General features: G+C 67.5%; 8 protein-coding genes. 2 read left to right on the forward strand and 6 right to left on the reverse strand.

Going from position 1 to position 15,256, the window contains the following annotated elements; genetic code table 11:
* Positions 1 to 225: 225 nt before the first annotated feature.
* A complete protein-coding gene (locus ABZ656_RS17490) occupies positions 226 to 1,461 on the reverse strand; it encodes a M15 family metallopeptidase (protein ID WP_360268872.1) in 1,236 nt (411 codons plus the stop codon).
* 29 nt (positions 1,462 to 1,490) lie between these two features.
* Positions 1,491 to 2,765, reverse strand: coding sequence for an NUDIX domain-containing protein (locus tag ABZ656_RS17495; RefSeq protein ID WP_360268875.1), 1,275 nt, complete (start codon positions 2,763 to 2,765; stop codon positions 1,491 to 1,493).
* 685 nt (positions 2,766 to 3,450) lie between these two features.
* On the opposite strand from ABZ656_RS17495, the gene ABZ656_RS17500 reads away from it, so the two are divergent.
* Positions 3,451 to 8,622 (forward strand): DUF6531 domain-containing protein, encoded by a 5,172-nt coding sequence (locus ABZ656_RS17500; RefSeq protein ID WP_360268955.1) that lies wholly within the window; start codon positions 3,451 to 3,453, stop codon positions 8,620 to 8,622.
* 38 nt (positions 8,623 to 8,660) lie between these two features.
* The gene (locus tag ABZ656_RS17505; RefSeq protein WP_360268878.1) at positions 8,661 to 8,966 is read left to right on the forward strand and encodes a hypothetical protein; all 306 of its coding nucleotides are present in this window, start codon (positions 8,661 to 8,663) and stop codon (positions 8,964 to 8,966) included.
* A 102-nt stretch (positions 8,967 to 9,068) separates the two neighbouring features.
* Here the strand turns inward: ABZ656_RS17505 and ABZ656_RS17510 are convergent, their stop codons facing one another.
* The 4 genes from ABZ656_RS17510 to ABZ656_RS17525 all read right to left on the reverse strand — a co-directional run bounded on the left by ABZ656_RS17510 (position 9,069) and on the right by ABZ656_RS17525 (position 15,182).
* A complete protein-coding gene (locus tag ABZ656_RS17510; protein WP_101407693.1) occupies positions 9,069 to 9,485 on the reverse strand; it encodes a hypothetical protein in 417 nt (138 codons plus the stop codon).
* Positions 9,485 to 11,785, reverse strand: coding sequence for a hypothetical protein (locus ABZ656_RS17515; RefSeq protein WP_360268881.1), 2,301 nt, complete (start codon positions 11,783 to 11,785; stop codon positions 9,485 to 9,487). The genes ABZ656_RS17510 and ABZ656_RS17515 overlap by 1 nt, the downstream gene beginning before the upstream one ends.
* Positions 11,782 to 13,563, reverse strand: coding sequence for a hypothetical protein (locus tag ABZ656_RS17520; RefSeq protein ID WP_360268884.1), 1,782 nt, complete (start codon positions 13,561 to 13,563; stop codon positions 11,782 to 11,784). The genes ABZ656_RS17515 and ABZ656_RS17520 overlap by 4 nt, the downstream gene beginning before the upstream one ends.
* A gap of 158 nt (positions 13,564 to 13,721) precedes the next feature.
* Positions 13,722 to 15,182, reverse strand: a complete 1,461-nt coding sequence (locus tag ABZ656_RS17525) for a site-specific integrase (RefSeq protein WP_101407690.1) — start codon at positions 15,180 to 15,182, stop codon at positions 13,722 to 13,724.
* Positions 15,183 to 15,256 lie beyond the last annotated feature (74 nt).

Here is a 15,256-nt window from a genome sequence, read left to right on the forward strand (position 1 = left end):
GATACGCGACGACATCCACGAAGCCTTCCTCAGCCTGGCCTGCAGCATCATCTGCTGGCGACGACTGAGGAACCTCTCACTTTGTTAGGAGTTCTAAGTGCCTCCGTTCGATGTGCTCTGTCCGTCGCGGTCTTGGGATTGCGTCAGGCCAAGGAGCGATGGCCGCGCTCCCGTGTCTCCGGAATCGGAAGGGATGGCGAGAAAGTGGACGAGTCCGGCTGCCCTCTAAGGCAGTTCGATCGGTCCGTAGCGAGCGTGCGACTCCTGCCGCATCAGCGCGTCGTACCGGTCCGCCACCGAGAAGTGCCAGAACTCGGTTCCATAGTTCGTAAAGCCCGCGTTCTCCATGGCGTTGAGCAGCAGCGTGCGGTGGTGACGCGCCTGATCGCTGAGGTTCGGGGCGTGCGTGAAGCAGGCCCCGTCGCTCTCCTCGGGGGAGGCATTGACACGGGTGCCGAGGTCGAGTTCGTGGCCGTCCTGGTCGACGAGGGTGACGTCCACGGCCGCGCCCGCGGAGTGGGGCGCGATCTCCGGCGGTGACACGTAGCGGCTGGCGGCGTGGTGCAGTTGCTCAGCTGTCCAGCCGGGCTGAGCGGCGGCCAGCTCGTCCCGGTACTCGGTGAAGTAACGATGCTGGAGGGAGAGCGGCCGGTAGCCCTCGATGAACAGCAGGTCGGTGCCAGCGGGCAGGAGCGAGCGGGCGTGCTTCAGCCGGGCCAGGACGCCCTCGCGGACGTGGGTGAACGCGCCCAGCGGATCCTGCTTGCGGGGATCGACGCGGAAGTTGTAATCGCGCACGTCGACGAGCGGCTCCCCGCACTCGCGCACCGGGATCGCGGCGACCCGCGGATCGGACATCAACACCAGAGGCTTCATCGAGTCTCCCTGTGACGGCTGGCACTGCGGTGGCGGGACGGGAGAGGCAGAGGCCAGGTCGGTTTCGCGCAGGATGCGCGCGACGGTGTCCTGCAGCGTGCTGGCGGCCGGGATCACGGTCTCCAGACCGCCGGGCAACAGATCCAGCTCGCGGTACCAGGAGGCGAGGTGGGTGTCGGTGACTTGCTCCAGGTACGCGGCATCCGCCTTCGACGCGTGTCGGACAAATGTCGTTTCCAGCGGCACGTTCAGGTAGTAGCAGCTGGAGACGCCGCGGTGGTCCCGTACCAGGGACGTGATCATGTGGCCGTAACGGTCGGCGTACAGGATCCCTTCGAGTACGACGTGAAAGCCGGCGTCCAGGGCGTCACGCGCGATCCTGCCCAGCAGAGCGATGTTGGCGCCGCGCGCGGTGTCGTGTTCCCTGAGCACGTTCCGGCGGATCACGTCCTGGCCCACGATCGCGATACCGCGGCCGTAGTGGTCTCGCAGGCCCTGGGCCACGCTTGACTTGCCTGACGCCGAGTTGCCGCGGATCACCACGAGGCGAGTGCCCGGACGTCCGGCCGCAGTTGCAGCGGACACGTGACAGGGTGCGCCGCTCGGTGTGCCGGTCATGCGGGCCAGCCCGTCTCGCTGTACAGCTCCCCGTTCTGGATCTTTCCGATGGCCACCCGGGTGTAGGAGACGAGGTTGTCGGGGAGCGCGACCGGGTCCCAGAATCTCCACTGGGTGCACTTGTCCGGCTCACGCAACTCCGGCTCGCCGCTCCAGATTCGGGTGCGGAAGAACAGGCCCATGCGGGGCCGGTCCCCGGCCTTGTCGATGTGGTGGACGACGTGCACGAGTTCGACGTCCTGGCGCTCGATGTGCAGGCCGGCTTCCTCCCGGGCCTCCCTGATCAGGCTGGCGATGGCGTTCTCCTGCTCGCAGTGGCCGGCCAGGACGTGCCAGGTGGACGGCGCGAACGCGGAGTCGGGGTGGCGCAGCCCGAGCAGCACCGTCCCGTCGGGCCGCTCCAGGTAGAGGTGGACGCCGATGACGTTGAGGACCGTGCCGTGCGGGGAGGTAGACCGGCACTCCTCGTGGGATGAGAGCCCGCTCTGTGGCGCGGTGCCGGCGGGGCGGCTGGCGGCGTGGCGCCGTACGAGGTCGCTGGTGGTGTCTGCGATACGGAGGCGGTGGAGGTCGTCGGGGGTGAACCAGGCCAGCATCACCCCTTCCGTCAGGTGGAGTTCGCGGGGATCGCCGTTCCAGCGGCCCGCGTAGATGGCGATGGGCACGGTCGCGCCGGCGTCGTCGGTGGCGTACTCGGTGCCGAACGGGGTGAGATCAGCGATGTCGAGGCCGGCTTCCTCGACCAGTTCGCGCCGCACGGTGTGTTCCAGGGTGGCGTCCTGGGGCTCTCGGCCGCCGCCCAGCAGGGACCACATGCCCGGCTCCCAGATCCGGCCGGGGAAGTAGTCGCGCAGGTGGAGCAGGTACTCGCCGCGGTCGTTGTAGATCAGGGCGGAGGCATTGGCCGTATCCGGTTCGGTCTTCGGCGGGAGCTTGAGCAGCTTCTCGCGCAGGGACGGGGAGGTCACCCTGTCCACGGGCCGCCACTCGATGCCGCCGACCTCTTCTTCCTGCAGCACCACCGGCACATCTGTCGCAGTGTGCAGGCGGAAGAGGAACCGGAGGTCGAAGTGCTGGTGTCCGGGTTCGCCTTTGCCCGGGTGGGCGTCGATGTCGTGGATGTCGATGTCGAACGGCACGGCCTCGTAGCCGGGCCACGGCGTGACGGCCTGGGGCGGGATCCCGGTCTCCTCGTGCAGCTCCCGCAGCGCCGCTGCTGCCAGGGACTCGTCGGCGGGCTCGGTGTGTCCTCCGTTAGGAACAGTTCGCATGTCTCAGTTCCCCACCTGTCTCACTGACACCCTGTGGAGGCGCCTGAACGATCTACTGCTGAACCATGCGGCAACTGTCTCAGGAAGAGACAGCAAGTTTTGCCTGTTTGTGACCTTAGTGCGGGGGTGGCCCGGTCAGTCCTCTGTTCCGACGTCACCAGGCGGGTCGCGTCGAGGCCGGCCGGTGCGCACTCGGCCCCTGTGCCTGATCCCGGGCCGGCCTCACGGGGCAGAACACCTAGGCTGCCTCGTCCGTTCGAGGGCTGTCCTCCGCCCGGTCCCCCACCGGTAATGGCACGTTCACGTACACCGGCGCGCTCGCATCGTCGCGTCCACGCCAACGTGCGTACCTGCCCGCCCTCGCCCAACCTCGTGATCAGGCGCTTCCCCCCTCATCACTTCAGCCTTGCCACCGAAATCCAGCCGCATTTCGTACCGCGCGTTACTTCGGACGCTTTTTGGATCAACATCACCGAGTCTCTGCGCACTGCTGCCTGACAGGTAATTCACCATGTGCACACAAGCGCGAAGACTCGTCACGGCCTTCCTGGCCTTCATTCTCCTTGCGATATCGGCTGCCGCCCCGTCCTGGGCGGCTCCCCGGGACCAGCCGGGCGGTGCTGCGGCAGGCGTCGCCCAGGTCAAGGCCCGTACGGCCGAGGACCTGCCCGATCCACCCAAGGCGATGACGCTGGCCGAGCGCCGCAAGCAGGTCGCGAAGGACCGGCACGAACTGTCGCCCATGCGGGGCTACATGAACGCGCCGGAGCGGAAAGCCAAGGGCACGCCTCACGGTCGGCCGGACACGGAGCGCATCAAGCGTGGCCCCGCCGCCGAGACGGGCGCGGCCGCGCAGCGCCTCGCCGCCGCGCCCGGGAACCCGGTTTCGGTGTCGGCCTGGGCGGAGGCGTACCCCGGCATGCTGTCGATCGGCGGACAGGTGAAGCTGCCGCAGCGGGGATCGACGTACACCGGGATGTGGCTGTATGTCCTGGACGAAGCGGGCTCCCCCGTCGTCCAGCAAGAGATCAAGAAGTCCACCGATGACCCCAGCGGGGACACCCCGGACACCGGCGCCTGGTGCTACGACTGGTGGTCGAGTAACTCCTACCCCGCCGACCAGTGCTTCTGGTGGGCCGGCAGTGAACTGGGCGGAATCCTGGAGGACGGCAAGAAGTACTACGCCTGGGTCTTCCTGAACAACGCCGACGGCTCAAGCCCGGGCGGGACTACCTCGCCACTGGTGGAGGCCTTCTACACGCCCGGCATTCCCGGCGCGGCGGCGGGCATCTGCACCTGTTACGCCCAGGTCCACCGCGCCGACCCGGTCAACACGGCGACCGGCATGTTCTACGAGCAACTCACCGATGCCGCGCTGACGGGTCCGGGGGTGCCGCTGACCCTGGAGCGCACGTATCGGTCCGACTCGACCTCCACCGGTCTGCTGGGGCGCGGCTGGGCAATGCCGTTCGACGCGCGGCTGACCCTCGCGACGGGGAAGGTAACGTACCGGACGGGCGACGGGGCGTCGTTCGTGTTCACGCAGGCGAGCGACGGCACGTACACCGCCCCGGCGGGCACGACGGCCAAGCTGGTCAAGGGGACGACTACGTACACGGTCACCACCCCGGACCACACTGTGCGGACCTTCGACAGCGCCGGTCTGCTGACGGCCGTGGTCGGCGCGGCGGGCAAGGGCCTGAGCCTGACGTACGCTTCGGGCAAGCTCGCCTCCGTCAAGGACGCCGCCGGTCGCACCACCTCCTTCACACCCGGCGCCGACGGACTGCTGTCCAAGGTGAGCCTGCCGGACGGCGCGTCGGTCTCATACGGATACACCGACGGTCTGCTGACCTCGGTCACCGACCCGGCCGGCAGGACGTCCTCGTACGCGTACGACACGAGCAAGCGGCTGTCGTCCTACACCGACCCGGCGGGCGGCAAAGTCAGCAACGTCTACGACAGCGCGGGCCGCATCAAGTCCCAGACCGACCAGAACACCAAGACCACCACGTTCACCTGGGACGGCAAGAGCGAGTCTCACACCACCGCGCCCGACGGCGGCGTGTGGACCGACGTCTACGCCAGCAACGTCCTGATGGAGACGATCGACCCGTACGGCAAGAGCATCACCTACGACTACGACCGTCAGCTGCGCCCCGCCGCCATCACCGACCAGCGCGGCAACACCACGGAGATGACGTACGACACCGCGGGGCGGATGCTCACTCGCACCGCACCGGCCGCGCTCGGTTACAAGGAGAGCTGGGGCTACGACACCGCGGGCAACCTCACCAGCCACACCGACGGCCGCGGCAACAAGACGACGTACGCGTACACCGCGAACCGGCTGACGTCGGCGACGGACCCGACGGCTGGCAAGACCGTCTACACGTACACCGCGCTCGGCTCGCTGGAGACCGTGACGAGCCCGCGCGGCAAGGTCACCACATACGGGTACGACACTGCGGGCAACCGGACGTCGGTCACCACGCCACTGGGTGAGAAGACGACGTTCACGTACGACAAGGCGGGCCGCGTCCTGACCAGGACGGACCCGCGCGGGAACGTCTCAGGCGCCGACCCGGCCGCGTACACGACGAAGTACACCTACGACGGCCGCGGTCTGCTCAACTCGGCCACAGACGCCCCGGGCCGTACGACGACCTACGAGTACAACGGCGCCGAGCAGTTGACGTCGGTGCGCAACCCTGCGGGCGACACCGCCACGCTCGGTTACGACGACACGGGGAACCTGACCCGGACCACCGACCAGGCAGGCAAGTCCCTCACTCGCACCTACGACGCGAGCGGACGGCTCGCCTCCGAGACCGACGCGGCCGGCGGCCAAACCACCTACACGTACGACAAGGTCGGCCGGCTGCTCAGCAGCGTCTCGCCGCGCGGGAATGTCTCCGGCGCCGACCCGGCCGCCTACACCACGTCCTACGTGTATGACGCGGCCGGCAACGTCACGGAGACCACCGGTCCCACCGGCGCGACGACGAAGACGACCTACGACGCGATCAACCGGCCGCTCATGGTCACCGACCCTCTGGGCCACACCACCGGTTACACCTACGACGCCAACGACAACGTCACCAAGACCACTGACACCGCAGGCAGGACGACCACCGCCGTCTACGACAAGAACAACCGCCTGAGCAGCAGTACCGATCAGCTGGGCAAGACCACGACCTACGCCTACGACGCCGACGGCAATCTGCTCAGCCGCGTCTCCCCGCTCGGCCACAAGTCGAGCTGGACCTATGACGGCGACGGCCACCAGGCCACCGCGGTCGATGCGCGCGGCAATGCCACCGGCGCCGATCCCGCCCAGTACACGACGACGTACGGCTACGACCCGGCGGGCTACCCCACCAAGGTCACCGACCCGCTCGGCGGGATGACCACCACCGCCTACGACGCCATCGGCAAGGTCGTCGAGCGCAAGGACGCCGACGGACGCACCACCTCCTACGGCTACGACGACCTGGACCGACTGACCAGAGTCACCGCCCCCGACGGCGCGGTCACCACCTACGGTTACGACAAGCTCGGCAACCTCACCGAGCGCACCGATGCCAACGGCCACGTCACCGCGTACGGCTACGACGCGGTGCACCGCCTCACCTCGGTCACCGACCCGCTGGAACGGAAGACGGCCTACGCGTACGACGCAGAGGGCAATGTCACCGGGAAGACCACCCCCCGCGGCACCACCGGCTACGCGTACGACCCGCGCGGTCTGCTCACCAAGATCGACTACTCGGACACCACCCCCGACGCGACCTTCGGCTACGACGACGCCGGACAGCTGACCGCCCGCGCGAACTCCAAGATCTCCGAGGACTTCGTCTACGACACGGTCGGCAATCTGACCAAGACGCGCGGCTTCGCCTACACCTATGACGCCGCCGGGCAGATGCTCACCCGCAAGTACTCCGACGGCAACACGATCACGTACACGTACGACGCCGACGGCCGCACCGCGACGATGGCGGCCGACGGCAAGACCACCACGTACACCTGGGACCCGGCGGGCAACCTGGTCACATCGGCCCTGCCCAACACCGAGACCGAGAACCGCACCTACGACCGGGCGGGCCGGGTCACCTCGGTGACCGCCACCAAGGCGGGCACCACGGTCACCAAGACGGCGCTGACACTGTCCGCGGCGGGCCAGCCCTCGCGCGTCGACGTCACCCGGGCCGGCGTCGGCACCGGCGGCTACGACCTCACCTATGACCCGGCCGGCCGGCTCACCTCCGGCTGCGCGCCGCAGCCCTGGGTTACCGGCTGCGCCGCCAGCCGCATCACGTCCTACACCTACGACAAGGTCGGCAACCGGCTGACCTCCACCCTGGGCACCGCCTCGACCAGCTACGCCTACGACGCGGCCGACCAGCTCACCGCGACCACCACCGGCACCGCGACCACCGCCTACGACCACGACGCCGAGGGCAACCGGACCAAAGCCGGCGCCGACACCTACACCTACGACCTGGCCGGACAGATCTCCGCCGCCACCGTCGGGGGCGCCGCCTACACCTACGACCACGACGCGAGCGGCAACCAGGTCACCACTGTCAAGGACGGCGCGGTCACCAACCGCACCCAGTGGGACCCCAACGCACCCCTGCCCATCCTGGCCACCGAGTACGACAGCGCCTGGGCCGTCAAGCAGTCCTACCGCTACGACCCCCTCGGCCAGCCCACCGCCACCAAAACGGGCGCCGGGGCGCTCTTCTACTACCACCACGACACCCAGGGCTCCCCGGTCGACGTCGCCGACAGCACCGGGACCCTCTACCAGCGCTGGGCCTACGACTCGTTCGGCACCCGCGTCCTGAACACCACCACCAGCGGCGCGCCCGGGAGCACCCCGTCGTACACCGGCGCCCGGTACGAGACCAGCACCGGCAATCTCGATCTGCACGCCCGCCAGTACGACACCGCCACCGGCCGCTTCACGCGGTCCGACCCGGCCGACAGGGACCTGTCGACGCCGTATGTCTCCGCGTACGCCTACGCCGACAACGTGCCCAGCGTGCTCACCGACCCCAGCGGTCTGACCCCCGACGACCCGAACAATGACCGAGTCGACAGCCTCGGCGAAGCGCTCGGCATCTTCGGCGATGCCTTCGTGGACGTCGCCAAGTCGCCGTTCGTGTTCCTCGGGGATTTGGAGGACGCGTTCACAGGTGAAAACGGTGGCGCGGGCGCGTTCATCGACAAGTACCTTCCCGTCCGCCCCGCCTACCGGCTCTACCGCGCCGAGTACATGCTCCGGCAACAGGGCTGCGACGCGCTCGCCGACCTGTACGCAGAGACCGCCGACGAACTCGCCCAGCAGCTGGTCCTCACCGGGGTCGGCGGGCTGACCGGGTGGCGGCGGACCGCGGTGGCCACGGAGCGGGAGCTGCAGTCCGGCGGTTCGGCCTTCCGGCGGCCGCGCAGCGAGATGGACTTCGAGCTGGAATGGGCGGACCACGCCTACGACGCGATCCGCGCCGACGCCCAGCTCGACCGCGTGGCGCAGACTGCGGCGTCGCATGGCTATTCCGCGGCCGACATCAATCAGATCTACAACCACCTGTTCGTCGAATCGCATCAGCTCGACGCGGGAATGCTGCGATTCGACGCTAATCCGCGTATCGCCAGGGCCTGGGAACGCCTTCAGAACGGAAATCCGCATCCCAGCGATTTCGATCTGCTCGCGCATGAACTGTACGAGTCGAACTGGATGCGTCAGCACGGCGACCAGAACTATCGCCGCGCCCATCAGGCGACCCTGGACGCTGGCCACACTTGGGACGAGTATGCACCCGCGGCGGACGGTATAGGATTCCGGTGATCAAACCCCCTGGCGCGAGCGAATTGGTGGAAATCCCCGTGACAGCATCACTGACGTGCAGGAAGACCGCTTCTCTCGAAGTGGGATCCGTCTACGTCTGGGAAACTGCAGAAGGTGTCACCGGGAACGTCCTGATCGACCCGGAGGGATCAGTCGCCCGCCCCTGCACGCTGGAGGGAATAACCTTCGGCGACATGCTCCTCGACAAAAACGTCGGGAATGTGGAAAATCCCGACCCGGACCCGAATCTCCGTCGCGCTTTCCTGATCGCGGCATCAGCGATCTTCCAGGAAGGAGAGCGGCAGGGGCGACTGCCTGACAAGATCACGCGCACCTACTGGTAGGCGCCACGTCACCACCCGAGAGGCCGTGCTCTCCCCAGAGCCCGGCCTCTCGGCATTTCACTGGGGATGTGCTTCGGCTCAGTGGACTTCCCACCTGCGGAGTTACTCCAGCCAGGGGTCCGACGCAGGCAGGACGGCGATGCGGCGCTGTCCCTGGACGGACGTCTTCTTCTTCAGCTCAAGGTTTTCGTAGTAGAGGTTCGCCGTCACCGTGGCGAGCGCGTCGAGCTTGCCCTGCAGCTCTGTCGCCCTGGTGGTGGCCTCGCGGAGCCTTTTGCGCAAGTCAGCGATGGTTTCGTCGCGCTGGACCTCTCCTGGCGTACGGAGCACAGGCCGGGAGATCTTGGAGTTCCACTCAGTCAGGATCTCCTCGGCCCGGTGCACCGTGGCGTGGCTGACCTTCGCCTCGCGTGCCAGGTTCTCCTTGGTCAGCGCGCCGTCGGTGTGCAGCGGCTCGCCGGCCAGCAGTCGAGCCATGGCCTCGCGGAGCTTGGTCTCTGTGGCGGCGGACACCGGCATCAGGCGTTCTCCCTCATCTTGTCGAACTGCATGGTTGCCGAGCGGACCTCAGCGAGCCGGGTCAGGGCTTGCTCGCGCAGCGGCTTGGACAGCTTCTTCTTCAGCAGAGACACGAGGTCAGCCTCCTCCATCCGCCAGATCCGCTCGTGGGCGAGTGTCAGCACCGAGTTGCGGCATCGGGCGGGCTGGCACGCCCCCAGGAGTGGGGTCTGGCCACGCTGTTCGGGCGGGAGTTGGTTCTGACACTCGGCCGTGGGGGCGTTCCATAGGCAGTGGTTGACCGTGCCCAGGTGTAGATCAGCGAACTCGTCCCGCAACAGGGTGATCTCCAGACGTTCGTCGGCAAGTTGGGCACGGAGCACGGTGCTCTGCTCGATGACGTCGTTGACCTTGTCGAGCCCGGCGTGGAAACGTGCGGCGCCGGGACCGACCGCGATGACCTTCCCGGCCCGGCGGGCCTGAAGCAGGGAGACCAGCTTCTTGGCCGCGGCGACCTGCAGCTGGTTGTCGAACTCTTTGGCCCATCGCGCGTCGGGCTTGCCGTAGGCGAGGGTGGTGCGGTTCGCCATCGCTCGCCGGGCGGCGTGTTTGAGCTGCAGTCCGAGCGCGATCTCGCCATCGGGCTCCTGGGCCGCGATGATCGACATGGTGTGCCGGAACATGTGGGGTCGCACCAGCGCTTCGGGAATCTCTTCCAGGCCGGTGTGCTCGCGGTTGGCATTGACGGTGGCGATGAAGTCGTCGATGTCGCGAGCGGCGTCGAAGCCGCCGTCGCCGCCCTGGGCCAACCCGGCGGTGACGGCGGTGAAGACTCTGGTGTCGTGCCAGGTGAGCTGTTCGGCAACCGCGATGGCTTGTGCGACGGGCGCGATGATCCACCAGTAACCGCGGGGCCGGGAGTCGTCGCCCTTCACTTTCCGGGAGGCGAGTGCAGGGGCGCCGTAGTACTGGGCGAGGGCCCCGCGTTCGATCTCGTGGATCTCGCTGTCGCGCATGGCGGTCAGCGCGGCGACGAAGACGTAGCAAGCAGCCCTCAGCATCCGGGGGTTGAGCCCATGATCAGTCGCGATGGTGCGGTTCGGATCACGGGCCACCTCACACACCCACTGACGGCGGAGCTTGGCCTTGTCCTTGCTGCCGAGCGCGAAGACGTTGATGTGCCGGCCGTAGACCAGTCGGGCGAGTTCCGTCCAGTTCGGCTCTCCGGCCCACGCGACCTGATCGTCTGCCGGGTGGACGGGAATCAAGTTGTCCGGGCTGTCCAGCCACTCGAGCAGGACTCGGTCGCGGTGGGTGAGTTGCTTCTCGGCAGGCGGGGTGAAGGACGGTTCACGTACCGGGCCGATGTGACTGCGTCCGGTCTCGGCGAGCCATTCGAGCACTCGCCGGCGCCGCTTGAGGCCATGGGGTTTCTCGGCGGCGAACAGCACCGGGGTGTGGCCGTTGGTGGCGAGCTTGCTGGCCCGCCGCCAGTTCACCTCGCCGCGGCGGGCCTGGCCGCGGTTACGTGGGTTGAGCGGGATGCTTGTGCCGGGATTCGCCAGCCACGCCTCCAGCTCGCGGTCGCTGTCCATCTGCGGCGGCGGTCCGCTGACTGGTTCGGCCTGGCGACGGTCGCGTTCGACCAGGATGTCGGGGGCGAAACTGTCGATGTACGCCCAGGCCGCCCGCAGCAGCGGCCACCAGACCTCGGGTGGGATCGCCGGGGTGGACAGCTCGTCGGTCCATACCGATTCGGCGACCTGGGCGCTCGACTTCCCCGGCCAGGGATCCTCCAACGTGGGGACGCCGGTGAGAACCGGCGAGAAGATCATCAGGTGCCGTACCGAGGAGACCACCTTGCGTACGGACGAGGGCTCGGTGACGCGTGAACGCGAATCGATGAACGCCTGCCAGTCCGCCGGATCCCACAGGCCGAAATCGTCCGGCATGTCCTGCTCCTGGGCCCAGGTCCTCAATCTCGCCAGGTCAAAGCAGCTCTGCGCGGTCCTACGCAGTCCCCACTTTCCAGGAGGCAGGAAGATCCCGGCCTCCTGCAGCGCGGAATGTGTGGGGTGGAGCATGCAGAAAGCCACCTCCCGTATGAGCAGGTTCCCTGTCGGATCGCCGGGGAAGTCGCACCGCCACGCGGCCTTCACGGTGTTGGCAGGTCGGCGGACGTTGTCCCCCGGCCACATGTCGGGACGGCCGAACGTCGGCCCGGTCACGCCGGGGATCTGGCCGGGAAGATCGGAGTAGACCGGTTCATGGTCGGCGAAGGTCGCGGACTTGAGCGCGAGCGGGCGGGCGGGCGTGTTCAACGGTCGTACTCCGTTCGCATCCCCAGGGGAAGGTTCAGGGTGAGGGACTGCTTTTCGATGGTCTTGCGCGCGTCCTCGATGTGGTCGGTGCACTCCTCGAAGACCTGCCTCAGCGCGGCGTCTTGCCGCCCCCAGACGCTGTGCCAGGTCTTCGGCGGCAGCACGTCGCGCATGTGCTGGATGTGGTCGAAGAGCATCAGCTGCTGGGGCAGTTGGGAGACGAAGACGACGGCGTTGTCGCAGACCATGCACATCGCCGGGGCGACGTGGCAGAGCTTTCCCGGCACCGAGTGGGGAGAATTGTGCGGGTCCTTGCAGTTCGACACGCCCATGTCGAGCTCACCGTCGCGCAGCTCGGCGCCTTGCTCCGGAGTGACTCCGAGCGCGGTGGCGACTTCGGGCTCGCCCAGGCGGGTTTCGTCCTCTGGCCGCACCAAGGTCGCTCTTCCGGTGACCGTGGCGAAGACTTTCGACTGGGCGCGGTTCATTGCGGCGCCCGCCAGTACGTGGGCTGTGGTGCCGTGGGCGTAGTACTGCTGGAAAACACGGACGCTGTGGTCGTCGCCGGCCAGGTCGGTCAGGGTGCCGCCGAGCGCGACCACCCGGGTCGTCTTCGCGGTCTTCCGCAGCCGCCGGACGTCGTGGGGCTGTGAGACTCCCTTCGGGAACGGCCGTTCAGGACCGCTGTGGCCACCGAGCCAGTGGGTGAAGCGCCGGCCCGGGTCGGCGAAGGCGGCCAGCGCGGCTTCCATGCGCACGCTCCTGCGGGACTCCACCGCGGTGAACAACCACGGCTCGCTGTCGAACACCGTGCGCGTCAGCGCGTTGACCTCAAGGAGGCGTCGCAGCAGGCCCGGCACATCCCATGCGCCGCGGCCCGGATACTCCTTGTCGCCGGGCTCCTCGGGCATGCCGTAGGAGGCATCGGTCAGGTGGAAGTCCGCGCGGATGCGTTCGGCGCGCTCCTTGGACTGGACGATGCGCACGCCCTCGGCGCTGAACTCCAGATCGGGCACCTGAAGGGCGTGCAGTTCCTCCGAGGTGCAGTCGGTCATCGCGAGCAGAAGCAGGACGCGGAACGGATGAAGGTCGATCTCCCGGGGAAACAGCATGCGGTGCAGACAGCCCATCAGGCCGATGCCGGGCCAGATACCGGTGCTTTGGGCGAACTCACGGAGTTGCGAAGGCCAGTTGCGGGTCAGCGGAAGGTTTTCGCCCAGAGTCTGGCTGTCCACCAGCCCGTTTCGGGTGGCCCAGATCAGGTTCGGCAGTTCCAGCCATCCGTGTTGGTGCGGATCCTGCCCGGCCTCCAGGAGCTCACGCCCTTGGGCGAGCCGCTTCTCGAGCGAGCGGACATCGTCCTGAGCGGCCTTGCGCATGGCCACCCGTTCGGCGTTGCTGAACTCGTCCAGGACCTGCCCGGTGGCCTTACGTACGCCGGGAGGGGCCGCAGCGCGGCGCCGCACACGATCGGGAATGTTCAGATCGCGTTCGGCCCCGTGGCTGAGCAGGGCGAGCAAAGCGCGCTCCAAGCCCCAGGGGCGCCGGGAATACTCGGGGTACTCCTGGAGGAGGCTCTGCCCCCAGGCATGGAGCAAGGCCGGCAGATCAAGCCGCTCGTCTTCCAACCGGGCCTGTGCTGGGTCGATGCCCTGCGCCGACAGGCGCTTGTCGAGGAACTTCGCGAAGGAGCGGATGGCGGTCGGGTAGGCGTGAACGGTCTTGAGTGCGTTCTTGCGGTGGTAGTCGATCCACAGATCCGCGAGCTGCCCGGCCAAGGTGGAGCAGTCGAACTGGGACGGGTCAAGTCGCGCATGGACAGGGCGATCTCGTTGGCGAAAGACGATCTCACGTATCCCGATCCGATTCGGCGAGGGCTCGACGGACCGGGGCCGACGGACGCCGGAGGTGCTGCGGCGTTCTCCTCGGCGGGGCATCAGCCGTTCCCCCGTCCACCGTGCCGTGCGGCCAACTCCGCGTATGTGACGTCCTGTTCGTTCCACTCCCTGATGGCCTGCGCGACCAGGAGGTTCGACTTCTTCTTGTACGTCAGGTACCGCATCGTCGACTCTGGGCGGCGGTGTCCGAGAAGCCGCATCACGGTCAGGAAGGGGTTCCGTGACTGGTGGTCGGCTGCGTAAGCCGGGACACGGCCTGAGCGCGCGAACTCCTCCGCGTCCTGCTTGCGCAGCCGCTCGGTCAGCAGTTCCAGCATGTAGATCGCGAACGTGTGCCGTAGGTCGTGGATCCGGACCTGATTCGGCATCTCCAGTTCCAGGCCGTACTCCTCGATGATCCGCAGCGTGCGCGCATGCGCGTCGAGGAATATCTGCTCCCACCGCTGGTTGGAGATCATCCGTCCATGGCGGCCTACGAACAGAGCCATCGGCTCCAGCCCGTGCTCTCCCTCGATCATGGTCCGCGCTCGCAGGTCCACGCCCATCGCTTTGATGCTTCGGGTCCGGCGCCTGCCGTGCTCGACACCACGCAATTTCATCTGTCGCTTGTCGACGTCATCGACGACGAAGAACTCCTCGCGGCGCCGCCACAGATTCCTCGATGCTCGGCGCACCATGGCGGCGCGCTCGGTCCGGCGATACCAGTCGATCTCCCGAAGCATCTCGTTCTGAATCTCGACGGTCCGCGGCAAACCGAACTTGGCGATGGCCTGTAGCTCCACCTCCTTCGCCGTATCGTCTCGGCGTGGTGGGCCGACCTCGATGTCAAGCAGGGCACGGAACTCACGCAGCCGCAGGCCGGTAGTGATGGACAGATTGCCGCCAGCGCTGTCGCGCAGCGTGTGCGCGGAGCGGAACGACGGGTCGGCCGTGCCGTCCGGAAGGAGCCCGCGAAGGCCGACACGATCCAGGAACCACCACTGCTCGTAAGTGAGATGCCGTACGTCGAGCGTCGCGGTGGCGCCCCAGCTCAGAACGTCCCGACCATTGGGGCGCCGGTAGTAAGGGCGCCTCACCAGCAGCTTGGCTTCGTCAACTGCCCAGTCGTAGAAGCTGCCAATCGTCACGCGGCGGCGCTTCCAGGTGGCTGGCGACATGGGCTCGTCCCGGTGCTCGGTGCAGTGCTCCCGGTACGCGAGCAGGTCGTCCTCCACCGCCGACAGCACGTCACTCGGCGGATCGAGGCTCTCCAGGAAGTTGCTGAAGTCCAGGAAGTCGTAGGTGTAGTCCTGCAACGACTTCGCCTTGAGCGTCTTGGCCAGATCCAGGAAGTAGGAGCAGTGCGGCTCCAAGGGCCGCATGTCCGAACCGAGGAAGAACGGGGTGCCGTCCTTGAGCGCCCGCTCCCGGGTTACGTACCGCAGGCCGTCAAGGTCGGTGCCGTCGGGCGCCGCACCGTAGCGGCGGACCTTGTCGCGGGAGGTAAAGAAGTAGTCCACAGGGCTCCTTGAGACAGGTGGGAAGCCCTGAACCTAACCGTCTGCTGGACACAAAGAAACCCTCCGCGAAGGGA

This window comes from Streptomyces sp. NPDC007095 (assembly GCF_040634475.1).
GTDB lineage: Bacteria > Actinomycetota > Actinomycetes > Streptomycetales > Streptomycetaceae > Streptomyces.